Source organism: Actinoplanes sp. CA-131856 (assembly GCF_050956135.1).
Taxonomy (GTDB): domain Bacteria; phylum Actinomycetota; class Actinomycetes; order Mycobacteriales; family Micromonosporaceae; genus Actinoplanes.
This window is the reverse complement of the sequence record NZ_CP191849.1, coordinates 10,748,149-10,768,954: the sequence shown is the minus strand read 5'-3', so window position 1 is coordinate 10,768,954 and position 20,806 is coordinate 10,748,149. Positions and strand designations below refer to the sequence as shown.

At 71.8% G+C, this 20,806-nt stretch carries 21 protein-coding genes; 9 read left to right on the top strand and 12 right to left on the bottom strand.

Annotation, left to right across the window (positions count from 1 at the left end; translation table 11 throughout):
- Positions 1 to 109 precede the first annotated feature (109 nt).
- The 4 genes from moaC to ACQP2X_RS49570 all read left to right on the top strand — a co-directional run bounded on the left by moaC (position 110) and on the right by ACQP2X_RS49570 (position 2,866).
- Entirely contained in the window at positions 110 to 601 is a 492-nt protein-coding gene (gene moaC / locus ACQP2X_RS49585) for a cyclic pyranopterin monophosphate synthase MoaC (RefSeq protein WP_498693443.1), read from the top strand.
- Complete coding sequence (locus ACQP2X_RS49580; protein WP_097325426.1) at positions 574 to 1,098, top strand: MogA/MoaB family molybdenum cofactor biosynthesis protein; 525 nt, start codon at positions 574 to 576, stop codon at positions 1,096 to 1,098. Before moaC ends, ACQP2X_RS49580 begins: the two co-directional genes overlap by 28 nt.
- 9 nt (positions 1,099 to 1,107) lie before the next feature.
- Positions 1,108 to 2,343, top strand: a complete 1,236-nt coding sequence (locus tag ACQP2X_RS49575) for a molybdopterin molybdotransferase MoeA (RefSeq protein ID WP_498693440.1) — start codon at positions 1,108 to 1,110, stop codon at positions 2,341 to 2,343.
- Between the two features lie 97 nt (positions 2,344 to 2,440).
- Positions 2,441 to 2,866 carry a molybdenum cofactor biosynthesis protein MoaE gene (locus ACQP2X_RS49570; protein ID WP_498693439.1) on the top strand — a complete coding sequence of 142 codons (426 nt, stop codon included), beginning with the start codon at positions 2,441 to 2,443 and terminating at the stop codon, positions 2,864 to 2,866.
- A gap of 45 nt (positions 2,867 to 2,911) precedes the next feature.
- Here ACQP2X_RS49570 and ACQP2X_RS49565 read toward each other — a convergent pair whose 3' ends face one another.
- The 4 genes from ACQP2X_RS49565 to ACQP2X_RS49550 form a co-directional block, all read right to left on the bottom strand.
- The gene (locus tag ACQP2X_RS49565) at positions 2,912 to 4,129 is read right to left on the bottom strand and encodes a glycosyltransferase 87 family protein (RefSeq protein WP_498693437.1); all 1,218 of its coding nucleotides are present in this window, start codon (positions 4,127 to 4,129) and stop codon (positions 2,912 to 2,914) included.
- A gap of 92 nt (positions 4,130 to 4,221) precedes the next feature.
- On the bottom strand, positions 4,222 to 4,764 hold the full coding sequence (locus tag ACQP2X_RS49560; RefSeq protein ID WP_498693436.1) for a DoxX family membrane protein: 543 nt from the start codon (positions 4,762 to 4,764) through the stop codon (positions 4,222 to 4,224).
- A 28-nt stretch (positions 4,765 to 4,792) separates the two neighbouring features.
- Positions 4,793 to 5,998, bottom strand: coding sequence for an ATP-binding protein (locus ACQP2X_RS49555; protein ID WP_097325416.1), 1,206 nt, complete (start codon positions 5,996 to 5,998; stop codon positions 4,793 to 4,795).
- Positions 5,999 to 6,117: 119 nt separating this feature from the next.
- The gene (locus tag ACQP2X_RS49550; protein ID WP_498693434.1) at positions 6,118 to 6,783 is read right to left on the bottom strand and encodes an LppU/SCO3897 family protein; all 666 of its coding nucleotides are present in this window, start codon (positions 6,781 to 6,783) and stop codon (positions 6,118 to 6,120) included.
- Positions 6,784 to 6,936: 153 nt separating this feature from the next.
- On the opposite strand from ACQP2X_RS49550, the gene ACQP2X_RS49545 reads away from it, so the two are divergent.
- Complete coding sequence (locus tag ACQP2X_RS49545; RefSeq protein WP_498693431.1) at positions 6,937 to 7,548, top strand: prepilin peptidase; 612 nt, start codon at positions 6,937 to 6,939, stop codon at positions 7,546 to 7,548.
- On the opposite strand, the gene ACQP2X_RS49540 is transcribed toward ACQP2X_RS49545, so the two are convergent.
- The 6 genes from ACQP2X_RS49540 to ACQP2X_RS49515 all read right to left on the bottom strand — a co-directional run bounded on the left by ACQP2X_RS49540 (position 7,535) and on the right by ACQP2X_RS49515 (position 15,460).
- Complete coding sequence (locus ACQP2X_RS49540) at positions 7,535 to 10,699, bottom strand: UvrD-helicase domain-containing protein (protein WP_498693430.1); 3,165 nt, start codon at positions 10,697 to 10,699, stop codon at positions 7,535 to 7,537. The two genes, ACQP2X_RS49545 and ACQP2X_RS49540, sit on opposite strands and share 14 nt — an antisense overlap.
- A 91-nt stretch (positions 10,700 to 10,790) precedes the next feature.
- On the bottom strand, positions 10,791 to 12,005 hold the full coding sequence (locus ACQP2X_RS49535; protein ID WP_498693427.1) for a metallophosphoesterase: 1,215 nt from the start codon (positions 12,003 to 12,005) through the stop codon (positions 10,791 to 10,793).
- A 134-nt stretch (positions 12,006 to 12,139) separates the two neighbouring features.
- Positions 12,140 to 13,123: an aminoglycoside phosphotransferase family protein gene (locus tag ACQP2X_RS49530; protein ID WP_498693426.1), complete on the bottom strand. Its 984-nt coding sequence runs from the start codon at positions 13,121 to 13,123 to the stop codon at positions 12,140 to 12,142.
- Between the two features lie 103 nt (positions 13,124 to 13,226).
- Positions 13,227 to 13,478: a MoaD/ThiS family protein gene (locus ACQP2X_RS49525; RefSeq protein WP_498693424.1), complete on the bottom strand. Its 252-nt coding sequence runs from the start codon at positions 13,476 to 13,478 to the stop codon at positions 13,227 to 13,229.
- On the bottom strand, positions 13,479 to 14,486 hold the full coding sequence (moaA, locus tag ACQP2X_RS49520; RefSeq protein WP_498693423.1) for a GTP 3',8-cyclase MoaA: 1,008 nt from the start codon (positions 14,484 to 14,486) through the stop codon (positions 13,479 to 13,481).
- A gap of 92 nt (positions 14,487 to 14,578) precedes the next feature.
- Positions 14,579 to 15,460, bottom strand: coding sequence for a fructosamine kinase family protein (locus tag ACQP2X_RS49515; RefSeq protein WP_498693422.1), 882 nt, complete (start codon positions 15,458 to 15,460; stop codon positions 14,579 to 14,581).
- A gap of 56 nt (positions 15,461 to 15,516) precedes the next feature.
- Between ACQP2X_RS49515 and ACQP2X_RS49510 the strand changes: the two genes are divergently transcribed.
- Both ACQP2X_RS49510 and ACQP2X_RS49505 read left to right on the top strand, forming a co-directional pair.
- Positions 15,517 to 16,020, top strand: a complete 504-nt coding sequence (locus ACQP2X_RS49510; RefSeq protein WP_498693420.1) for a GNAT family N-acetyltransferase — start codon at positions 15,517 to 15,519, stop codon at positions 16,018 to 16,020.
- Between the two features lie 89 nt (positions 16,021 to 16,109).
- Positions 16,110 to 17,126 (top strand): DUF4192 domain-containing protein, encoded by a 1,017-nt coding sequence (locus ACQP2X_RS49505; protein WP_498693418.1) that lies wholly within the window; start codon positions 16,110 to 16,112, stop codon positions 17,124 to 17,126.
- A 5-nt stretch (positions 17,127 to 17,131) separates the two neighbouring features.
- Here the strand turns inward: ACQP2X_RS49505 and ACQP2X_RS49500 are convergent, their stop codons facing one another.
- A complete protein-coding gene (locus tag ACQP2X_RS49500; protein WP_498693416.1) occupies positions 17,132 to 18,742 on the bottom strand; it encodes an alkaline phosphatase D family protein in 1,611 nt (536 codons plus the stop codon).
- 60 nt (positions 18,743 to 18,802) lie between these two features.
- Positions 18,803 to 19,630, bottom strand: coding sequence for a formate dehydrogenase accessory sulfurtransferase FdhD (fdhD, locus tag ACQP2X_RS49495; RefSeq protein ID WP_498693414.1), 828 nt, complete (start codon positions 19,628 to 19,630; stop codon positions 18,803 to 18,805).
- A 269-nt stretch (positions 19,631 to 19,899) separates the two neighbouring features.
- Here fdhD and mobA point away from each other — a divergent pair, with 269 nt between their 5' ends.
- A complete protein-coding gene (gene mobA / locus ACQP2X_RS49490; RefSeq protein ID WP_498701325.1) occupies positions 19,900 to 20,451 on the top strand; it encodes a molybdenum cofactor guanylyltransferase in 552 nt (183 codons plus the stop codon).
- A gap of 34 nt (positions 20,452 to 20,485) precedes the next feature.
- Complete coding sequence (locus tag ACQP2X_RS49485) at positions 20,486 to 20,734, top strand: DUF6457 domain-containing protein (protein ID WP_498693412.1); 249 nt, start codon at positions 20,486 to 20,488, stop codon at positions 20,732 to 20,734.
- The last annotated feature ends 72 nt before the right edge of the window (positions 20,735 to 20,806 follow it).

The window sequence follows — 20,806 nt, the reverse complement described above, 5'->3', positions numbered from 1 at the left end:
GTCTGACCAGCGCATAGACGCCAGACATTTGTTTTTCGGATTAAATTGTGCGCGGGTCATCGCGGCCGTGCGAACTCACGGCCGTATGAACTTTCTATAAGCTCCTGGTATGCCCGACGAATCCCAGCTCACTCACGTCGACGAGGCCGGCGCCGCCCGTATGGTCGACGTCTCCGCCAAGGAGATCACCACACGCCGCGCGATTGCCGCCGGTCGTGTCGTGACCACCCCGGAGGTGATCGCTCTCTTGCAGAGCGATGGCCTTCCGAAGGGCGACGCGCTCGCCGTCGCCCGCCTCGCGGGGATCATGGGGGCGAAACGGACACCCGATCTCGTGCCCCTCTGCCACCCCATCGGGCTGCACGGCGTCAAGGTCGACCTGACCGTGACCGACACCACGATCGAGATCACCGCGACCACCAAGACCGCCGATCGCACCGGGGTCGAGATGGAGGCGCTCACCTCGGTCGCCGTCGCCGGCCTCACCATGATCGACATGATCAAGGCGGTGGATCCGGCGGCAAGCATCGAAGCCGTCCGCGTCCTGCGCAAAGAAGGCGGCAAGACCGGCGATTGGGTACGTCCGGAGGACCGGCCGTGAGCGACATCACCGCCCGCGTGATCGTGGCGAGCAATCGTGCCGCTGCGGGGATCTACGAGGACACCAGCGGGCCGCGGCTCGTCGCGGGACTGCGCGAGCTCGGCTGCACGGTGACCGGAGACCCTGTGGTCGTTCCGGATGGTGAACCCGTCGCCGAGGCGTTGCGCCAGGCGGTTGCCGACGGCATTGACGTCGTGCTGACCAGCGGCGGAACCGGTGTGACCCCGACCGATCGCACACCCGAGGCGACTCGTGGTGTGCTCGATTTCGAGGTCCCCGGCATCGCCGAAGCCATCCGCGCGCACAGCCGCGACAAGGTCCCGGCCGCGGCTCTTTCCCGCGGCCTGGCCGGTGTCGCCAGCCACACGCTGATCGTCAATCTGCCGGGATCAACCGGCGGGGCGAAGGACGGACTCGCCGTGCTGGGCCCCCTGCTCCGGCACACGGTAGACCAGATCCGTGGCGGCGACCACCCCCAAAGCAGTGGGGCTGGATAGGCTCGACCGGTGAGCGCTGACGACACGACCCCGGTCGACTGGGAGCAGGCCCGCGCGCTGGCCTACGCGGCCGGCCGCTCGGCGGCGGGTGCGGCCGAGCCGGTCTCGCTGCCCGAGGCCGACGGGCGCACGCTCGCCGAGCCGTTGCGGGCCCTGACCGACCTGCCGGCCTTCCCCACCTCGAGCATCGACGGGTGGGCGGTGCGCGGCCCGCAGCCGTGGCGCCCGGTCGGCCGGGTGCTGGCCGGCGGGATCGCCGAGCCGCTGACCGAGGACGGCACGTGCGTCGAGATCGCCACCGGCGCGATGGTCCCGTCCGGCGCGGCCGCCCTGGTCCGCGTCGAAGACTCCACTCGCGACGGTGAGGGCCGGGTCAGCGGCGAGCCCCGCCGCCACGCGGTGCCCGACTGGCGCATGCCGGGCGAGGAGGCGGCGAAGGGCGAGGTGCTGCTGCCACCCGGCACGGCCATCGACCCGGCCGTGATCGGCGTGGCCGCCACCTGCGGATATGAGGCGCTCAGCGTCTATCCGCGGCCCAGTGCCGGCCTGCTGGTCTTCGGCGACGAGCTGCTGACCGCGGGCACGCCGGGCGCCGGGCGGGTCCGCGACTCGCTCGGCCCGCAGGTCCCCGGCTGGCTGCGGCGCTACGGCGCGACGGTCGCCCCGTCGGCCATCGCCGGCCCGGTGCAGGACACATTGGAGGCTCACCTGGCCGCCGTCCGGGGCGCCCTGCGAACGGCCGACCTGGTCTGCACCACCGGCGGCACCATGCACGGCCCGGTCGACCACCTCCACCCGGCGCTAGCCGAGCTCGGCGCCGAATACGTGGTAAACACCGTCGGCGTCCGCCCCGGCTTCCCGATGCTGCTGGCCCGGGTCCCCGGCGAGGACGGCCGCTCCCGCTTCCTGGCCGGCCTGCCGGGAAACCCGCAGTCCGCGGTGATCGCGCTGATCACCCTGGTGGCCCCGCTGCTGGCCGGCCTGCAGGGCCGCCCGGCCCCGGCCCTGCACACGGTCGAGGCGGCCTCGGTCGTGCGAGGCCGGGGCAACGACACCCACCTGGCTCTGGCCCGCCTCGACCCGTCAGGCCGGGTGGCCACCCCCGTAGGCCACGTCGGCTCGGCCATGCTGCGCGGCCTCTCCAACGCACACGGCTTCGTCGTGGTCCGCCCCGGCACCGAGGTCGCCGCCGGTGACCTGGTCCCGTTCCTCCCGCTCCCGCTCATCGCCGGCGAGCGCCCATGAACGGGATCGCTGAGGGTGCACCCGCGACCGAAGCCGTCTCCCGGGGAGGGCCCGTCGTCGGGGGAGCAATGATCGGGATCATCACTGAGGAGCGACCATGACCGGGATCATTGCCATCAGCGAGGTGCTGGACGCGCCGCTCGATCTGGCCGCGCACGAGAAAGCGGTCACCGACGTGCGCGCCGGTGCTGTGGTGTCGTTTCAAGGCGTGGTCCGCGACCACGACCACGGCCGCGGTGTGACGCTGCTGGAATACGAGGGGCACCCCAGCGCGGCGGCCGTGCTGCGTGAGGTCGCCGCCGAGATCGCCGCCGATCCGGACGTCTACGCGGTCGCCGTGTCGCATCGCGTGGGCACGCTGGCCATCGGTGATGTCGCTCTGGTGGCCTCGGTCAGCACGGCGCACCGGGCGGCCGCGTTCGCGGCCTGCGCCCGGCTGGTCGACGAGGCCAAGGCCCGCCTGCCGATCTGGAAGCGGCAGGTCTTCACCGACGGCTCCGACGAGTGGGTCAACTGCCCCTGAGCCCGGTCGGCACCGACGAGTGGTCGGCTGCCTCCAGACAGTGGGTCAACTGCTTCTCGGGCCGGGGATGGCCGGCACACGCGCCGCTGCGGGCGGGCGGCGCCGGAGCGGGACGGCGGGGCGCCATGGAAGGGCGTTCAGCAGCACTATCGCCGTGATCGCGGGGATGTTGCCGATGGGTGGCACGGCGAAGACCAGGGTGACGGCGGCCGCGGCCGTGAACGGGCCCAGGCCGGTCAGGCGCCGTGGTGTGGGGCGCCGAGGGTGGGCCCGTCGGCGTGCCCCGGCGTCGATCAGGATCAGGATGGCCGGGAGGACCCAGAGCATCTCGTTCGCCGTGCTGACCGGGGCCACCGCCGCGCCCGCCAGGCCGACCAGCGTGAACGCCGCGATCTCGTCGCCCTCGGCGTGGGCCGAACGGGCCCGGATCAGGCCCACCGCCAGCAGCAGCACGGCGAACGACAACCAGACCATCACCGGCGTGCTCGCCGAGTCGTAGAGGCGGGCCAGCACGCCGGCCAGCGACTGGTTGGCGGGCGAGTCGAACGGCCCGTCGCGGTCGATGCCGGGCAGCACCGTGCCGAACCACGCGGCGCTGGCCCTCGGCGCGACCATCAGCGCCCCGAGGACCAGGGCGGCAGTGGTGCCGAGCGCCGTCACCGCCGCCCTCCACTGCCGGGTCAGCGCGAGGTAGGCGACGAACAACAGCGTGCCCGGGGACAGCGCCGAGGCGATGCCGATGCCGGCGCCGGCCCAGGCGCCGGTTCGCCAGGCGTGCCGGATCCGTCCGTCCCGGGCCGTCGACGGCCACCAGGTGGCGCGGGTGCGGGCCCAGGCCGAGCGGCGCAGAGCCACCAGGTCGGCCACCACCAGGCCGAAAAGGATCAGGTCGAGATGGCCGAGCCCGAGCGTGGCCCGCACCGGCTCGAGGAGCAGGGCGAGCGCGCCGGTGGCGAGCACGACCGGGCCACGGGGCCGGCCGTAGCGGCGGGCGATCGGCCCGGCCAGGGCGATCAGGGCCAGGAGGAGCGCCGCCACCCCGGCCAGGGCGAGCACACCACCGCCGACCGCGAGCGGCACGGCGGCGGCCGGGACGAGGAGGATCGCCGCGGTCGGGGGCAGGCTCAGGCCGTACCTATAGAGCTCTTCGCCCGAAAGCCACGCGATGATCGCCTGACGATCGGCGGCGAGCGTGCTCAGGCCGTACATCTCAAGCAGGACGACGACCGCGACAAGCATCGCGAGAGTGACCAAGCGTTTCACCGCCGACATGGCGCGACCCCCGTCGCTATCGGGTCCAGGCAGGCGGAAGCGAGCCCCTCGTCGGCTTTAACGCAAAGATCGCAAGTAGGTTGTTAGCCGGGCATTTTACGCGCGGCCGCCGCGCTCATCGCGGCGATCTTGGCCTCGCGCTTGGCCGTACGGACGGCGCGTTTGACGTTGCGCTGAGAGCGGTCGACCGCGTGCGTGGTGCGGTAGCGCAGACCCGGCTTGCCCTGGGTGTCGGCCGCGGCGAGCAGCAGGCCGCCGAGCAGACCCAGGTTTTTCAGGAACTGGGTCTCCTGCTGGGCGCGGTCCGGGCGCGACCGGTCCCAGAAGGGGTGGCCGGCCGCTGTCGTCGGCAGCAGGCCCGCGGCCAGCACCGCCGCCGCCGGGCGGGTGAAGTGACCGGTGGCCAGGGCCAGACCGGCGACCACGTCGCTCGCCGCCTTGATCTGCACGAGCGTCCGGGCGTCGGAGGGCAGGCGCGGATCGGTCTTCTCCAGCCAGGGTCCGACCTTGTCGGTGACCCGCTGGGCGGTCTCGACCTTGGAATCGGGGTTGAGCAGGACGCGGACGCCGCTGACCACGAAGATCGAGGCCAGCATCGCGCGGGCGACGGTGCGTACAGGCTTCATGAACCTGGTTATACCCGTCGTACGCGGATCACACCGGCTGCGTACGCAGGTAGCGGCCGAAATGCGGCACCGTGAACGCGACCGTGCCGCGCTCGCCGGAGTAGATCAGGCCCTTCTTGATCAGGGCGTCGCGGGCCGGGGAGAGGCTGGCCGGCTTGCGGCCCAGCGCCGTGGCGATCTCCGCGGTCGGCACCGCCGCGTCCATGTCGTTGTCCGGCTCGCCGGACAGGGCGGCCATGGCCCGCATGTATTCGCGCTCGGCCGGGGTGGCCCGCTCGAACCGGGAGCCGAAGAAGCCGACGGCCAGCTCGGCCTCGGCCTCGGGCGCGGCGACCCGCACGTCGGCGTCGGTCACCGGCGACTGCGGCGCGTGGTCCCAGGTCGCCTTCCCGTACGCCTGCACGAAATAGGGATAGCCGCCCGACTTCTCGTAGAGCAGGTCGAGGGCCTTCGCCTCGTATTCGACCTCCTCGCGGGCGGCCGGCGCGCAGAGCGCCAGGTCGGCCGCGACCCGGTCGAGCCGGTCGATGCGCTGATATCGGAAGAGCCGCTCGGAGTACGACTTCGCCGCCGACAGCACGGCCGGCAGGTGGGGCAGGCCGGCCCCGACCACGATCAGCGGGGCGCCGAGCTGGGACAGCTCGTGGCAGGCGGCGCAGAGCGCCGAGACGTCGGCCGGGCCGAGATCTTGCATCTCGTCGATGAACAGGGCGATGCCGGTGCCCACGTCGGTGGCGAGCGAGGCGGCGTCGGTGAAGAGCTCGACCAGGTCGATCTCGATGTCGCCGGAGTCGGCCCGCCCCCGCGCCGGCGGCACGTCGATGCCGGGCGCCCAGCGGTCGCGCAGCTTGGCGTTGCTGTCGTTGGCCCGCAGCGCGAACGCCTTGAGCACGCCGAGCACCTCGTCGACCCGGTCGGGGTCGCGGTGGTGCGGAGCAAGCTCGCGGATCGCCATGTGCAGCGCGGCCGAGACCGGGCGGCGCAGCGACTGGTCGGGGCGCGCCTCGATCTTGCCGGTGCCCCAGAGACGGCCGATCGCGGCCGAGCGCAACGTGTTGAGCAGGACGGTCTTGCCGACGCCGCGCAGGCCGGTCAGCACGAGGCTGCGCTCGGGGCGGCCGCGAGCGACCCGCTCGAGCACGACGTCGAAGGCGTCGAGCTCGCGGTCGCGCCCGGCCAGCTCGGGTGGGCGCTGGCCGGCGCCGGGTGCGTACGGGTTCCTCACCGGATCCACGGATTGCACAGTATCGGGCCGTCTAGCTCCAGCGCTAGAGATGCCTAGTTTTACCTCGCGAGTCTCTCGACCCTGCTCTAGGCATATCTAGCCTTGATCCTAGAGAGCGCTAGAGCGACCTAGGAGCCCTTGTGCTCCTTCAGGCAGAGCACGAAGTCGAGGTCGTCGAAGGCGCTGTCGTAGAAGTACCACTTCGTATATCCGGTCACCGAGGAGCACTTCTTCTCGGCGTCCTTCTCCCCCGAGGTCTTGCCCTTGACCTGCTTGAGCACCTCGAACGTGCCCGAGGTGCAGGCCGACGTGCGCATGTCGGGCTGAGCGTCGGAGCCCTCGTTGACCACGCAGTCGCCCTCTTTGACGTAGAACCGGGCGTCCTCACTGCCCCGCGGCGCCGGTCCGCCGGGCTGGGTGGCGGAGGCCGACGGGTTCGGTGCGGCCTGGTTCGCCTTCTTGTCGTTGCGCTCCTTGAGCAGCCACGCCGTCGCGCCCAGCCCGATGCAGATCAGCACGCCGAGCGTCACCACGAGGGCGATGATCGGGGTGTTCCGCTTCGGTGGGGGCGGCGGGGGAGTCCGCATCCAGTCGCCGTCCGGGCTCACCGGCGCGTTGAGCGGGGCCGAGTGGTAGGCCACCGGTTGCTGCGGGATCGACGGCGGGTGGGCGCCCCACGCCGGTTCCTGCACCGGGGCTCCATGGTCACCCCACGGGTCGGCGGGCTCCGCATAGGGCTCATCGGAGTTCCCGCTCGACCACGGCGGACCGGAGTACGGGCCGTTCTGCGACATCAGGGATCCTCCGAAGGCGGGTTATGCGCTCTCACCGTAGCGTGCGGGCACGACGCAAACCCGCACGGAATCGCCGCCTCTGTCGGCAACACGACGCCCGTGGCGCAATCGATACCGCTACGGTGCACGTCCGTGCCGATACTCCTCGTGATCTTGGCCGCGACGTTCGGCGCGGCGACCGCTGCCTTCCTTCCCCGCATCGCCTATCGGCTCGCGGTCCCCTATGGGTCACCGAGCCGCTCTACTCACACCTTCAAACCCCATTGGCGGGGGTACGTCGTCACGACCGCCACAGGCGCGACGATCGCCGCGCTCCTAGCCGTCGTGATCGGAGAGTCCCCTCTGTTGCCCGTGTATCTCCTGGCCGCGGTTCCGGGACTGTTGCTGGCGATGATCGACCTGCGCTGTCTGCGACTGCCCGACCGGATCGTCGCGCTGCTCGCGTTGATCGCAGGGGCGCCGCTCGCGATGCTGCTGCCGTCGCGGATCGGCCCGGCGCTGCTGGCCGGCGTGGTGGTGCTCGGGGCGTACCTGCTGCTACCCGGCTTCGGGCTGGGCGACGTGAAGCTCGGCGCGGTGCTGGCGTTCATCCTCGGCTTCGCCGGATGGCCGGCCGTGCTGGTTGGCGTGCTGGCGCCGCATCTGATCAACGGACCGATCGCGGTCTTCCTGCTGCTGACCGGCCGGGCCCACCGCAAGCGGCCGCTCCCCTTCGGACCGGCGCTGCTGTCCGGGGCGCTGATCGCCGTTCTTACAGCAGCCTGAGCTGGCGGTCCTTCGGGCGGGACGGGACGGTGTCGCCCAGCCGCTCGAAGAGGCCGGAATCGATCACATCGAGGAACGGGCTCGGCGTCTGCTCGCGCTCGCTGCCGTGCCGGAACCGGCGCGCCGCGTGGCTGACGTAGAGCCGGTCCTGCGCCCGGGTCAGGCCGACGAAGAAGAGCCGGCGCTCCTCGGCGATCTCGTCGTCGGTGGGCTTGCCGCCCGGCCAGCGCAGCGGCAGCAGACCGTCCTCGCAGCCGACCAGGAAGACCACCGGGAACTCGAGGCCCTTGGCCGCGTGCAGGGTGAGCAGGTTGACCGCCTCGGCCCGCGGGTCGAGCGCGTCGACCTCGGCCCCGGTCGCGATCTCCTGGAGGAAGCGCGGAAGGTCGTCGCCGATCCGGTGGGCCAGCGGCAGCAGCAGCTCGGCGGCGGTCCAGATGTCCTCGGGCGCGACCTGCTCGCCGTCCAGCGTCGGCGCCGCGAAGCGCTGCGCCAGCACCTGCGCGGTCAGCTTGACCCGGGCCGCCAGCGAACCGCCCAGGCCGTCCTCGTGGCGCAGCTCGCGGGCGATCTCCTGGACGCCGGCCCGGTCACGCAGCCGGTTGTGGGAGCGCTTCTGCACCGGTACGCCGGCGCGGGACAGCGCCTCGACGATCGGCGCCGATTGCGAGTCGGTGCGGTAGAGCACGGCGATGTCCGAGAACGACAGGTTGCCGGCGACCCCGGCCCGCGAGTCGACACGACCCGAGTCGAGCGAGCGGTGCGAGAGACCGCCGACCAGCTCGTCGATCGTGCGGACCACGAAGTCGGCCTCGTCGGCCACGCTCCCGGCCGGGTAGCGGCCGACCAGCGGCGCCTCCGGGTCGAGCCGGGCCGGGTCGAGACGCCGGCCGTTGACCAGCGTCGACGGCGCGATGGCCTGCACGGCGGCGGCCAGGATGGGCGCCGACGAGCGGTAGTTGCGGGTCAGCCGGACCAGCCGGGCGTCGACGAAGTCCTCGTTGAAGCGCAGGAAGTACTTCACGTCGGCGCCGCGGAACGAGTAGATCGCCTGGTCGGGGTCGCCGATCGCGCACAGGTTGCCGTCGGCCGGGCTGAGCAGGCGCAGCAGCTCGTACTGAGTGTCGTCGACGTCCTGGTACTCGTCCACGAAGATCCACTGCCACTGGCGGCGGTATCTCTCGACCAGCGCCGGGTCGTCGCGCAGCAGGGCGACCGGCAGGCTGATCAGCTCGTCGAGGTCGACCAGGTCCTGCTGGCGCAGCAGTTTGGCGTACGCCAGGTCGTCGTCACCGGCCTGCTCGCGCGCCTCGGCCCGCTCGCCCTCGTCGGCGATGCGCCAACTCGCGCCCAGGCCGGCCGCCTTGGCGTTGTCGCGCAGGATGGACAGGCCGACCGAGTGGAACGTGCCGACAGTGATGTCCTCACCCATGTCGCCGAGCAGCGCGTCGAGCCGCTCCCGCAGCTCGCCGGCGGCGCGGCGGGTGAAGGTGATGGCCAGGCAACGCTCGGGGAAGACGCCCAGCTCGGCGCAGAGATAGGCGATGCGGTGGGTGAGCGTGCGGGTCTTGCCGGTGCCGGGCCCGGCGACGATCAGCAGCGGTCCGCCCGGCGCCGACGCGGCCACCCGCTGCATGGCGTCGAGCCGGTCGAGCAGACCGGTGCCGACCTCCTCCATGCCGGAGAGCATCGGCTCGAACGGCTCGTGCGGGCTCGGCGGGGACGCCAGCGGCGGCACGACGGCCTTCTTGGGCTCTTTCACCGGCTTGACCGGCTTGGGCTTGGGAGCCGGGGCGCGGCCGATGGCCGGCTCGGGCTTGCGCTGCTGGGGCAGGTCGAACAGCGTCTCGGCCTGCGGGGCGCTGGCGCGGTTGCGCAGCTCGCCCTGGTCGAAGAGCGTGATCACGCCGTATTCGCCGTCGTAGCCCGGCACCCGCCGCACGTCGCCGGCCCGCAGCCGGGTGATCGCCTCGCGCAGATCGTCGCCGCCGGCCTTGCCGATCTCGTCGAGCGGCACCTTGCGCAGGATGTCGAGCTCGGCGCCGAGCGTGGCCACCAGGTGGTTGAGCTGCGACTCGACGGTCTTCGACTTCGGGCCGACACCGTTGATCTCGCCGAGGATCTCGTGGATCTGGATGAGGTGCTCGACGTGGACGTCCTTGTGGAAGCCCAGCGGCCGGTCGGCGAGATCCTCGACCCGGCTGAGCACGCCGACGGTGAGCGGCTTGCCGCACTCGGGGCAGCGGCCGCCGTTCTCCCGGGTGCGCTCGGGCTCCCAGTTCACGCCGCAGACCCGATGGCCGTCGGCGTGATATTTGCCCTCCTCGGGGAAGAACTCGAGCGTGCCGGCCAGACCGGCGCCGGTGCGCACGGCCTCGTAGTCGGGCACGCCGGTGAAGAGGGTGGCCTCGCGGGCCAGCGCGGCCGGCGAGTGGGCGTCGGAGTTGGAGACCAGCCGGTAGCGGTCGAGGCTGGAGACGCGCCAGTTCATCTCCGGGTCGGAGGACAGGCCGGTCTCGACGGCGGTGACGTGGTCGGCCAGGTCGGCGTAGCAGTCGGCGATCGCGTCGAAGCCCGACTTGGAGCCGAGCGCGGAGAACCACGGCGTCCAGATGTGGGCCGGGATCAGATATCCGCCGGCCTCGAGGGTGATCTCGAGCAGATCGCGCGAGTCGAGGCCGAGGATCGGCCGCCCGTCAGCGGTCAGGTTGCCGATGCGTCCCAGGGCCGTGTTGAACCGGGCCGCCGCGGCGAGATCTGGCATGTAGATCAGATGGTGCACCTTGCGCGTACGGTCGTCACGCTTGTAGATCGTCGAGATCTCGACGCTGAGCATGAACCGCGCCGGGCTGCTCGCCTGCAGCGAGCCGGGGAGCCGCTTGGTGACCTCGGCCTCGTCCTTCTCGGCCAGCCGGTAGAGCCCGTGGCCCGACGCGACCAGGCTCTCCTTGAGGTGGTCGAACCAGGCCGGGTGGGTGAAGTCGCCGGTGCCCAGCAGGGCGATGCCCTTGCGCCGCGCCCACCAGGCCAGGTTGGGCAGCGTCAGATCGCGGCTGCAGGCCCGCGAGAAGCGCGAATGGATGTGGAGATCCGCGACATAAGTGTCCGCGGCGACCGAGGACCCTGCGTTCTCCGAGGGCACGCGCTGCATCCTGTCACGCCCTCCGTCGCTCGCACGAATCGCCACGCCTCACAAACTTACGGATCTTGATGCCCCGGGACCGCATCAGGTCGATCACATCTCACGTCGAGCGCAACTCGATCACGCTGACCTGAGGCGGCGCACCGACCCGCACGGGCGGACCCCAGAAGCCGGCGCCGTTGGTCACGTAGACCGGCACCCCGTCCACCCGGCCGAGCCCGGACACTACCGGCTGCTCCAGCCGCACCAGCAGGTTGAAGGGTGCCATCTGGCCGCCGTGCGTGTGCCCGGAAACCTGAAGATCGACCCCGAACGGGGCGGCGTCGTGCACGGCCACGGGCTGGTGGGCCATCAGGACGACCGGCTTGGCGGCGTCCCGATCACCCAGCGCGCGGGCGAAATCGGGCGCGTCGCCGTGCTCGGCCCCACCGAGATCGTTCACGCCGGCCAGGTCGAGCCCGTCGATCTCGACCCGCTCGTTGCGCAGCGGCCGGATGCCGAGCCGTGCCACCTCCTCGACCCACTCCTGATAGCCGGAGTAGTACTCATGATTACCGGTCACGAAGAACGCCCCACGCCGCGACTCGATCTCGGCCAGCGGTGCCGCGAACCGCCCCAGTTCCGCCACGCTGCCGTCCACAAGGTCACCGACGACGCACACGATGTCCGCCTGCACCGAATTGATCTGGTCGACGATCCGCCGCGCGTGATTGACGCCGGTCAGCGGCCCGAGGTGGATGTCGGAGACCACCGCCATCCGGAAGCCGTCCATGCCACGGGGCAGTTTCGCGAGCGGCAGCTGAAGCCGGTCGATGCGGGGGCCGCCGAGCGCGGTCTTGACCCCGTAGCCGGTCACCGACGCCGCCGTGAGCCCCGCGAAGATCGCCGCCCCACGGGCCAGGAGCAGCCGCCGATCGATCCCGTCTTCTTCGCCGGCTTTCTTGTCGGTTGCGGCCGCCGCATCGGCGCCACCCAGGCCCCCGGCGGTGGCCAGGACAGGTGTCTCGGCTTTGTCACGCCGGCGGGAGCGCCACACCAACAGCACCACGAGCCGCGGAATCTCGAGCACGGCCAGCGTCACCAGCAGGTAGAACATCAACGCGATCCACAGGTAGCCGGGCCAGGCCAGCCACTGCACCGCCCCCGACCGGACCCCGATCAGCGTGGCCGGCACGAGCACCGCCAGCAGAACGGCGATCACGGCACCGGCCCGGCGCGCTGTGCGTGACCGCATCGGGTCTTTGACCAGCCGCTTCCACAAATAGAAGTGGATGAGGCCGATGACCACGAAGATCAGCCCGACGAACGCTGCCAATGTCCCTCCCCAACCGCGTGTGAACCCAGCAAGTCTCCCGATTGCCGCTGAGAGTCTCCTGCCAGGTGCGCGCGGGCACCGGCGAGCTCGAAGGGCACGCTACAGGGACCCTCTGACAGTTTTCCGCTCGTCGCCTATCCGAACTCACCCAGGGCGGCACCGAAGAGCCGCACCTGCCTGACGAATTCCGGCATGTCGGTTATCTGGGCGGTGGCGCGGGCCTCGACCTCGGCCCGGTCATGAGGCCCCAGCGGCTGACGGCCCAGCGACATGCGGAGCCGCTCGGCCAGGCGCCCGAGCCGCAGCCCCACCCGCCGAACCATCACGTCGGCCCCCGAGAAGGGGCGACCGCCCCCGTCGACGTAGGCCTGGACGGTCCGCCGGACCACTCCCGGATCGGGCATCCCGGCCCGGGTGGAGAAGCTCAGCGTCGCTTGCGCGGCTTCCAGCCGGGCGCTGTCCGGCCCAGCGACATCCCAGTCGATCAGCACCGGGCCGTCGGCGGTCATGAGCACGTTCCACGGCTCGACGTCCCGGTGGGTCACCACGTAGTCGCCGGCCTCCGAGAACGCCCGCGAGACCCAGGTCGCGGCGCTGAGGATGTCGGCCAGGCCCGCCCGCAAGCTCGGCGCCCAGGGCTTGTGCTCGCCCGCCCGCAGCCACCCGTCCCACAGATCGTGGTCGTCCAGCCGGTACCAATCGGGCGCCGCGTCCCGGCGGTCGCTCGGTTCGATCTGGTGCAGCCGGGCCAGCGTCGAGCCCAGCCAGGCACTCACGTCGTCGGTGTCGTCGAGCGGCCGCCCGTCGATCCACTCGTAGACGCGAACCAGGCCGATCCCCTCGACATCAGCCGCAAAGCCGACCGCCGGCAGCTCGGGTGACACGGGCCGGGCCATCGCGACCCCGGCGGCGAGGGCCTTCTCCTCGAATCGCATCGCCCGCTCGAAGTCGTCCCGCCAGTCCTCGGCCGCCACGTGCTTGACCAGAATCCGGCCGCTCCGGCTCGACAGGGTCCAGGTCTGAGAGCTGCGATAGCTCAGCGCTGCGAGCGGCCCCGTGGCCCGTCCCAGTCCGAAGGCTGCCACCACCGCGTCTGCCGCTACCGCCGCATCGAGCACGCCGAGCAGCGTAGCCAGGTGTGGCCGGCTCGCCCCTGTCGCGGTTTCTTCGCCGGCTAAGCGTCGACGGTGTCGGAGCGGAACGGCCCGCGTGAGCGCGGAATCAGCCGCCGGCGAACGGCGGGAGCACGTCGACCGTCGCGCCGGCCGGCAACGGCGCCTGCGCGTCGTGACAGGCCAAGCCGTCGACCAGGAAACTGGCCGCCTTGAGGACCACCCCGAGGCGCTCGCCATGACGATCGGTCAGCGCCTGCTTCAGCTCGTGAAGGGAGCCGGCCTCGACCGGCTCGGCCGACACGCCACCGGCGGCGGCCCGGGCACCGGCGAAATACCGGACGGTCAGCGTGGTGGCCACCTATCCTCCGATCGCGGACATGGGACGGGCCGGCTGCAGGAAGCTCGGATCGTCGATGCCGTGCCCGGCCCGCTTGCCGCGCATGGCGACCTGCCACGCCGTGGCCAGTTCCTCGTCGGTGGCGCCGCCACGCATGAGGTCGCGCAGGTCGCTCTCCTTGGTGGCGAACAGGCAGTCGCGCACCTGGCCGTCGGCGGTCAGCCTCGTACGGTCGCAGTCGCCGCAGAAAGGCCTGGTCACCGACCCGATGACACCGACGCGGGCCGGTTCGCCGGCGGCGTCGACGTGGCCGGGGACGAGCCAGGTCTCGGCCGGCGCTGTTCCACGTGAAACCGAATCGGGCCGCAGACCGAACGGCTGGAGGTCGGCCAGGATCTGCTCGGCCGTGACCATCGTGTGCCGGTCCCACTGGTGTTGGGCGTCGAGCGGCATCTGCTCGATGAAGCGCAGCTGATATCCGTGATCGAGGGCGAACCGCAGCAGCTCCGGCGCCTCGTCGTCGTTGATGCCCCGCATGAGGACCGTATTGATCTTCACGGGCGTCAGGCCGGCCGCCGCGGCCGCTTTGAGTCCCCGGAGGACGTCGGCGTGACGGTCGCGGCGGGTCAGCGCCTTGAAGCGATCGGGGTCGAGCGTGTCGAGGGAGACGTTCACGCGGTCGAGGCCGGCGTCGCGCAGTGGCTCGGCCAGCCGCTCGAGCCCGATGCCGTTCGTCGTCAGCATGAGCCGCGGCCGGGGCGTCAGCCGCGCCGACGCCTGGATGATGCCCACCAGCCCGCGGCGCAGCAGCGGCTCGCCGCCGGTGAACCGCACGTCCTGGATGCCCAGCCGCTCGACGCCGATCCGGATCAGCCGGACCACCTCGTCGTCGGTCAGCTGATCCTGCTTGGGGAGCCAGGCCAGGCCTTCCTCCGGCATGCAGTACGTGCAGCGGAGGTTGCAGCGGTCGGTGAGTGAGACGCGCAGATCGGTCGCCACCCGTCCGAATCGGTCGGCGAGCACATTCACCGGGACCTCCACCGCTTGCTCACCCAACGAATCTATCCGTTCGCGGGGCGGATCGCCGCTGCTGATTTCGGCCTGTGGACAACCGAGATCGATCACACAGCTCGCAGGGCGGCCTCGGCCGTCAGGCGTACGGTCTCTCGATAGCTCTCGCCGAAGGCGGCGGTGTGCACGAGCAGCAGGTGCATCTGATGCAGTGGCACACGCGTCCGCCAGCCCTCGGCCAGCGGATATGCCTCCTGATAAGCGGCGATCACCGTCTTCAGGTGGGCCACGCCGCCGAACAGCGCCAGCTCGGCCAGGTCGGTCTCGCGGTGACCGCCCTGCGCGGCCGGATCGATGAGCCAGGCTCGCCCGTCCGACGCCCACAGCACATTCCCCGGCCAGAGATCTCCGTGCGTGCGGCTGGGTGCCGCGCTGTCCTCGTACGCCTCCAGCCTCTGGCAAATGCTCTCGACCAGAGCGACTTCGGTCGCGGTGAGTGCGCCGCGATCGGCCGAGATCTTGAGGTACGGCACCAGGCGGCGCTCGGCGAACCAAGGACCCCAGGGGCCGGGTGAGAGGGTGTTGTCCAGCGGAAGCGGGCCGATGAACCCGGGCCACGCGGCACCGAAGGCCCCGGCTTCCGAGCGGTGCAGAGCGGCGAGATCACGGCCCAGCCGCTCGGCCCCGTCCCGGCTCGGCTCACCCGGCTCGATCCACTCCAGGGCGATGATCCCGGGAAGAGCCACGATCGTTTCCGGTACGGGGGCGCCGGCCTCCCGGAGCCACGAGAGACCGGCCGCCTCGGCGGCGAAGAAGCCCTCGGGCGCCGTGCCCGAACGCCACGTCTTCGCGAACAGCGAGGTGCCGTCGTCCAAGGTCAGCCGGTTCGCGGCCGCGACGCTGCCGCCGCCCACCGGCGTCTCCCGGATGCGCTGGTGGGTGAGAAATGTCGGTAGATGCTCGGGGTGCGCGCGCAAGTACGCCTGGTCCACGGCCTTATCTTCCGCTTCGGCTTACGGCTGCCCGAAATCGGAGTCAAAATGTCGGCATGAGCCCTGTCACAGTGCGTTCGTACCGTCCGAGTGACCACTCCGCGGGCCGTCGCCTGTGGGCCGAACTGACGAACCAGCACAACCAGATGTACGGCGAGCCCGATCAGGACGGCGGCGAGGGCTTCGAGGAATATCTGACCCGGCTCGACCTGGGCGGCCTGTGGGTCGCCGACCATCCCGACGACGGCGTGATCGGCCTGGTCGGGCTCGTGCTGCGCGGCCGGGCGGGTGAGGTCGAGCCGATCGTGGTGACCATCTCGCATCGGCACAAGGGCGTCGGCCGCAAGCTGCTGCGCCACGTCGCGAACGAAGCGCGGCGGCGCAACATGACCCAGCTGACCATCTCGCCCGAGTCGCGCAACGTCGACGCGATCCGCAGCCTGCACGCCGCCGGCTACGACGTGGTCTCGTCGATCGAGCTCACCCTCGACCTCGACCGCGCCCCGCATGCGCGCCAGGAGGAAGGGCTCGAACTGCACGACATGCAGTTCCGCTCCTAGTGACGGCCGCGCCTGTGGATAACCACGTGTCGTCCACAGCCTGACGATTCGGCACGCCCCGGCCCGGCCGATCGGAGCAGAGTGCCGGCATGACGCCCGAGTGCTCGATCACCGTTCGCCACCCCGCCGAGCTGATCACCGTCACGTCGTATGTGATCGGGTTCCATCCCACCGACAGCGTCGTCGTCATCGGCGTCCGTGACGGCGTGGTCGGGTTCGCGGCCCGCCACGACCTGCCCCCGCCGGGCGACGACATCGACGCCGAGCCGCTGGTCGCCGTCGCGGTGGCCCAGCCGTCCCACTACTTCGCGATCATCGGGTACGGCCCGCCCACGCGTGTCACCGAGGCCGTCACACGCACCCTGGCCGCGCTCGAGCGGGCCGGACTGATCGTGTTCGACGCGCTGCGCGTGACCGAGGGGCGCTGGTGGTCCTATGTGTGCACGGCGTGGTGCTGCAACCCACCCGACGGCAATCCGTGCCTGCCGGCCCACCATCCCGTCGCCGCCACCGCCGTCTTCCGCGGCATGGTGGCGCTGCCCGACCGCAAGGCCCTCGTCGCCTCCGTGGCCCCGGTCGAGGGCGAGGCCCGCGCGTCCATGGTGGTGGCCACGGCCCGGGCGCGTGTCCGGATGGCCGAGCTCCGAGCGGAGGGGCGCCCGGCCCGCCAGGCCGGGCGAGAGGCGGTCCGCGCGGCCGAGGCGCGATATCGGGCGAGGGGTGAGCTCACCGACGACGAGGCGGCCTGGCTGGGTGTGCTGCTGGCCGACGCGTGGGTGGCCGGATACGCGCTGGACCGGTTCGGCCCGGAGCCGTGGCGGCTCGACCTGTGGAACGGCCTGGTGCGACGGGTCGAGCCGGCGTTCGTGGCCGGCCCGGCGGCGCTGCTGGCCTACGTCGCGTGGCGGTCCGGCAACGGGTCGCTGGCCCGCGTCGCGCTCGACCGCGGCCTGCGGGAGGACCCCGGTCACCGGATGCTCGGCGTGCTCGACGGCCTCCTGGCGGCGGGCATCGGACCGGACGCGGTCGAGGACCTGGCGCCGCCTTCTCCACCGGCCCTCCCGAGCCGGCCGGCCGCGCGGTGTGGTGAGCGGAGGCTGCGGTGAACCGGTCAGGGGCGCACGGTCTCCTGGCGGATCGTCTCGCGGGCGAGATCGGCCGGAGCGGCCGACCGGGCCGCGACCGGAGGGGTCGGCGCGTCGGAGAGCTGGTGGAGACCGGGGCTCCGGTCCTCGATCGCGAAGGAGGCCCGGGTGTGCACCGGCGCGCCCGGCATGGTCACGTAGGGCAGCACGCGGAAGTCGGCGGTCATCGTGCCGGGCTCGATCCGGGTCCGTACATAACCGCGCTGGCTGTTGTGGAAGCGCAGGTGCGGATTCCAGGCGGCCCACGGGTGGCGGCCGTCCGGTGTGTCGGCGCCGTCGCCGTTGGAGGTGGTCGACGAGCAGACCAGCTCGGTGCCGACGGTGCGCGAGGACGGGTCGGCGTAATCCTCCTTGAGCTCGTTGGCCCAGTGCGAGTGGACGTCGCCGGTGAGGACGACAGCGTTCCGTACGCCCGCGTCCAGCCAACCGCGGGTGATCCGCTCACGCGAGGCCGCGTACCCGTCCCAGGCGTCCATGCTGGTCACCCTGGCCGGGCCCGGGTCGCTGTCGCGCTGGGCGAAAAAGACCTGCTGGGCCAGCACGTCCCAGTGGGCGTCCGACGCGCGGAAACCGTCGAGCAGCCATCGCTCCTGCTCCGGGCCGGTGATCGAGCGGGCCGGGTCGGCCGCGGCGGGGCAGTCCCGATAGCCGTCGCCGCAAGCCTGGTCGTCGCGGAACTGCCGGGTGTCGAGCAGGTGGAAGGTGGCCAGCCGGCCCCAGTGGAGGCGGCGGTGGATCTTGATGCCCGGCCCGTCCGGGATCGAGGAGCGCCGCAGCGGCATGTTCTCGTAGTAGGCCTGGAAGGCGGCCGTGCGCCGCGCGGGGAGGCCGGGGTCGGTGCTTCCGCCGGCCCAGTTGTTGCTCACCTCGTGGTCGTCGAAGACGACGGCCCACGGCGCCACCGCGTGCGCCGCCTGGAGGTCCGGGTCGGTCTTGTACTGGGCGTGCCGACGGCGGTAATCCGCGAGCGTGCGCGTCTCCGGGCCCTCGTGGTCGCGCGGGTTGCCGCCGGGCAGCAGATAGGAGCCGGCCTCGTACTCGTAGAAGTAGTCGCCGAGCTGGAGGATCAGCTCGGGCTCGTCCTCGGCCAGGCGGCGATAGGCGGTGAAGTAGCCGTGCTCGTACTGCGCGCAGGAGGCGAACGACATCGCCAGCGAGCCGGGCCGGGCCGTCGCCGCCGGGGCGGTCCGGGTGCGCCCGGGCGGGGAGAGATGGCGATCGGCCCGGAAGCGGTAAAAGTATTCGCGGCCCGCCTCGAGGTGGGTCAGCTCGACGTGGACGGAGTGGCCGAAGTCGGGGCGGGCGACCTGGACGCCGCGGCGTACGACGCGGCGGAATCCCTCATCGGTGGCGACCTCCCAGTCCACCGGGACGTCGCGGGCCGGCATGCCCGCGAACCCGTCGGGGGCCAGTGGTTCCGGGGCGAGCCGCGTCCAGAGGACGAAGCCGTCCTCGGAGGGGTCACCCGAGGCGACGCCGAGGGTGAAGGGATCGGTTCGCACGGGCCCGCGCGGGCGGACCGGGGGCATGCCCGCCGCGAGCGAGCCGACCAGGAAGGAGCGGCGGGAGAGCGCCATGAGAAAGCCCCGTCGTCGAAGGTGCCGAGGCCGGACCTGACGGACGGAGGGGTCGTGTGATCAGACGGTGACTCGCTGTGGCGAAGTGTAGACGTTCATGCTCTGACCACGGAGGAAGCCGACGAGTGTCATGCCGGCTTCGTCGGCCAGCTCGGCCGCGAGGGTGCTCGGGGCGGAGACGGCCGCGAGCATCGGCAGGCCGGCCATCCAGGCCTTCTGAGTGAGCTCGAAGCTGGCCCGGCCCGAAACCAGCAGGAGGTGCCCGGTCAGTGGCAGGCGGCCCTCGCGTGCCGCCCAGCCGATCACCTTGTCGACCGCGTTGTGCCGGCCGACGTCCTCGCGGAGCACGACCAGCTCGCCGTCGGCGGTGAACAGGCCGGCCGCGTGCAGGCCGCCGGTGCGGTCGAAGGTGCGCTGGGCGGCACGCAGGCGGTCGGGCAGGGCGGCCAGGGTGGTGGCGGGGACGGTGAGGGGGTCGGCGGCCACGTCGAAGCGGGACTTCGTGCGGACGGCGTCGATGCTCGCCTTGCCGCAGACGCCGCACGAGCTGGTGGTGTAGAAGTTCCGGCTCGGGTCGGTGACCGGTGGGGGCACGTCGGCGCCGAGCACGATGTCGACCACGTTGTAGGTGTTCGGAGTGTCGGTGCCGGCGCAGAGCTGGGCGGTGACCACGTCGGCGGCCGAGCGGATGACGCCCTCGGTGAGGAGGAAGCCCATGGCCAGATCGATGTCCTGACCGGGCGTGCGCATGGTGACGGCCAGCGGCTCCTTGCGGACGCGGATCTCCAGCGGTTCCTCGGCGGCGAGGTCGTCCGGGCGGCGGCGGGGCGCCCCGGCCGCGTCCAGGTTGATCTTCACGACCGGCCGCCGGGTCATCGTCCTCGCCATGCGTCGAGCGTAGGCCGGTCCGCGCCCGGCGTCGCGGCGGGCGGACCGCCGCCGACGAGTGTTCCGCCACAGGCGCGGGCCGGTTGTCGCCGGGGAACGGGTGGTGAGTGGGGCGCTACCAGGCGGTGGGGAGATCCACTCGACAGGTGGGCGGGAGTGATCCGCCACAGGTAACTGAGCGCGCGGTCACGCTCGACACGCGGTCGGGATACGGTACGTACGTGGGGGGATTTGCTGCGGTGGTGCTGGCCGGTGGTGCGGCGCGGCGGATGGGTGGCGCGGACAAGCCGACCATTCCCGTGGCCGGTCAATCCATGCTGACCAGAGTGCTGGCCGCCGTGCACGACGCCGACCCCCGCGTCGTCGTCGGGCCGGTGCCGCCCGACCTGCCCGTGCCGGTGCATTCGACGCGTGAGGACCCGCCCGGTGGTGGGCCCGTGGCGGCCACGGCGGCGGGGCTCAAGCTGGTGCCCGAGGATGTCACCTTCACCGCGCTGCTCGCGGCCGACCTGCCGTTCCTCACCGGCGAGGCGATCGACGTGCTGCGGTTGACCGCGGAGTCGGCGCCCATGCAGGGCGCGGTCTACCGCGACGCCGAGGGGCGGCGGCAGATGCTCTGCGGGGTGTGGCGTACGGCTCGACTGCGCGAGGCCATCGACAAGCTGGCCCAGGAACGCGGTGGGCTCAACGGCGCCTCGGTGCGCGAGCTCATGGAACATCTGCGGGTGGCCGAGGTCTCGTGGCGCCGCCCGGGGCCGCCGCCCTGGTTCGACTGCGACACCGACGACGACCTGCGCACCGCCGAAGAATGGGCCCGCTGACCAGCACTGCCGGTGAACGAGAGGAGCGGGTTCGGTGAGTGATCTCGACGCTTGGATCAAGGTGGCGGCGGCTGAGCTGGCTGTCGATCCGGCTGAGGTGCCCACGGGGGCTGTGCTCGGGCTGGCCAAGGATGTGGCCCACAACGTGGTGCGGCCGGGGGCGCCGGTGTCGGCGTACATCCTGGGGCTGGCTGTTGGTCGTGGCGCCGATCCGGCTGAAGCGGCCGACAAGCTCAAGGCGCTCGCTCTGAGCTGGACCGGTGAGCAGAGCGGCACGGCCTGAGCGTTCCAACCTCCGATACGGGCGCGTGCGGGCGGACGCCGCTCGATAAGGTGGCGGGAACGGAGGTGACGA

What these genes read in the sequence shown, in the direction of transcription:
- ACQP2X_RS49570 (WP_498693439.1), top strand. Translation starts at nt 2,441, where the DNA reads ATGACCGGGATCATTGCCATCAGCGAGGTGCTGGACGCGCCGCTCGAT.
- ACQP2X_RS49505 (WP_498693418.1), top strand. Translation starts at nt 16,110, where the DNA reads ATGACGCCCGAGTGCTCGATCACCGTTCGCCACCCCGCCGAGCTGATC.
- fdhD (WP_498693414.1), bottom strand. Translation starts at nt 19,630, where the DNA reads ATGGCGAGGACGATGACCCGGCGGCCGGTCGTGAAGATCAACCTGGAC.
- ACQP2X_RS49560 (WP_498693436.1), bottom strand. Translation starts at nt 4,764, where the DNA reads ATGAAGCCTGTACGCACCGTCGCCCGCGCGATGCTGGCCTCGATCTTC.
- ACQP2X_RS49550 (WP_498693434.1), bottom strand. Translation starts at nt 6,783, where the DNA reads ATGTCGCAGAACGGCCCGTACTCCGGTCCGCCGTGGTCGAGCGGGAAC.
- ACQP2X_RS49510 (WP_498693420.1), top strand. Translation starts at nt 15,517, where the DNA reads ATGAGCCCTGTCACAGTGCGTTCGTACCGTCCGAGTGACCACTCCGCG.
- moaC (WP_498693443.1), top strand. Translation starts at nt 110, where the DNA reads ATGCCCGACGAATCCCAGCTCACTCACGTCGACGAGGCCGGCGCCGCC.
- ACQP2X_RS49500 (WP_498693416.1), bottom strand. Translation starts at nt 18,742, where the DNA reads ATGGCGCTCTCCCGCCGCTCCTTCCTGGTCGGCTCGCTCGCGGCGGGC.
- mobA (WP_498701325.1), top strand. Translation starts at nt 19,900, where the DNA reads ATGGGTGGCGCGGACAAGCCGACCATTCCCGTGGCCGGTCAATCCATG.
- ACQP2X_RS49540 (WP_498693430.1), bottom strand. Translation starts at nt 10,699, where the DNA reads ATGCAGCGCGTGCCCTCGGAGAACGCAGGGTCCTCGGTCGCCGCGGAC.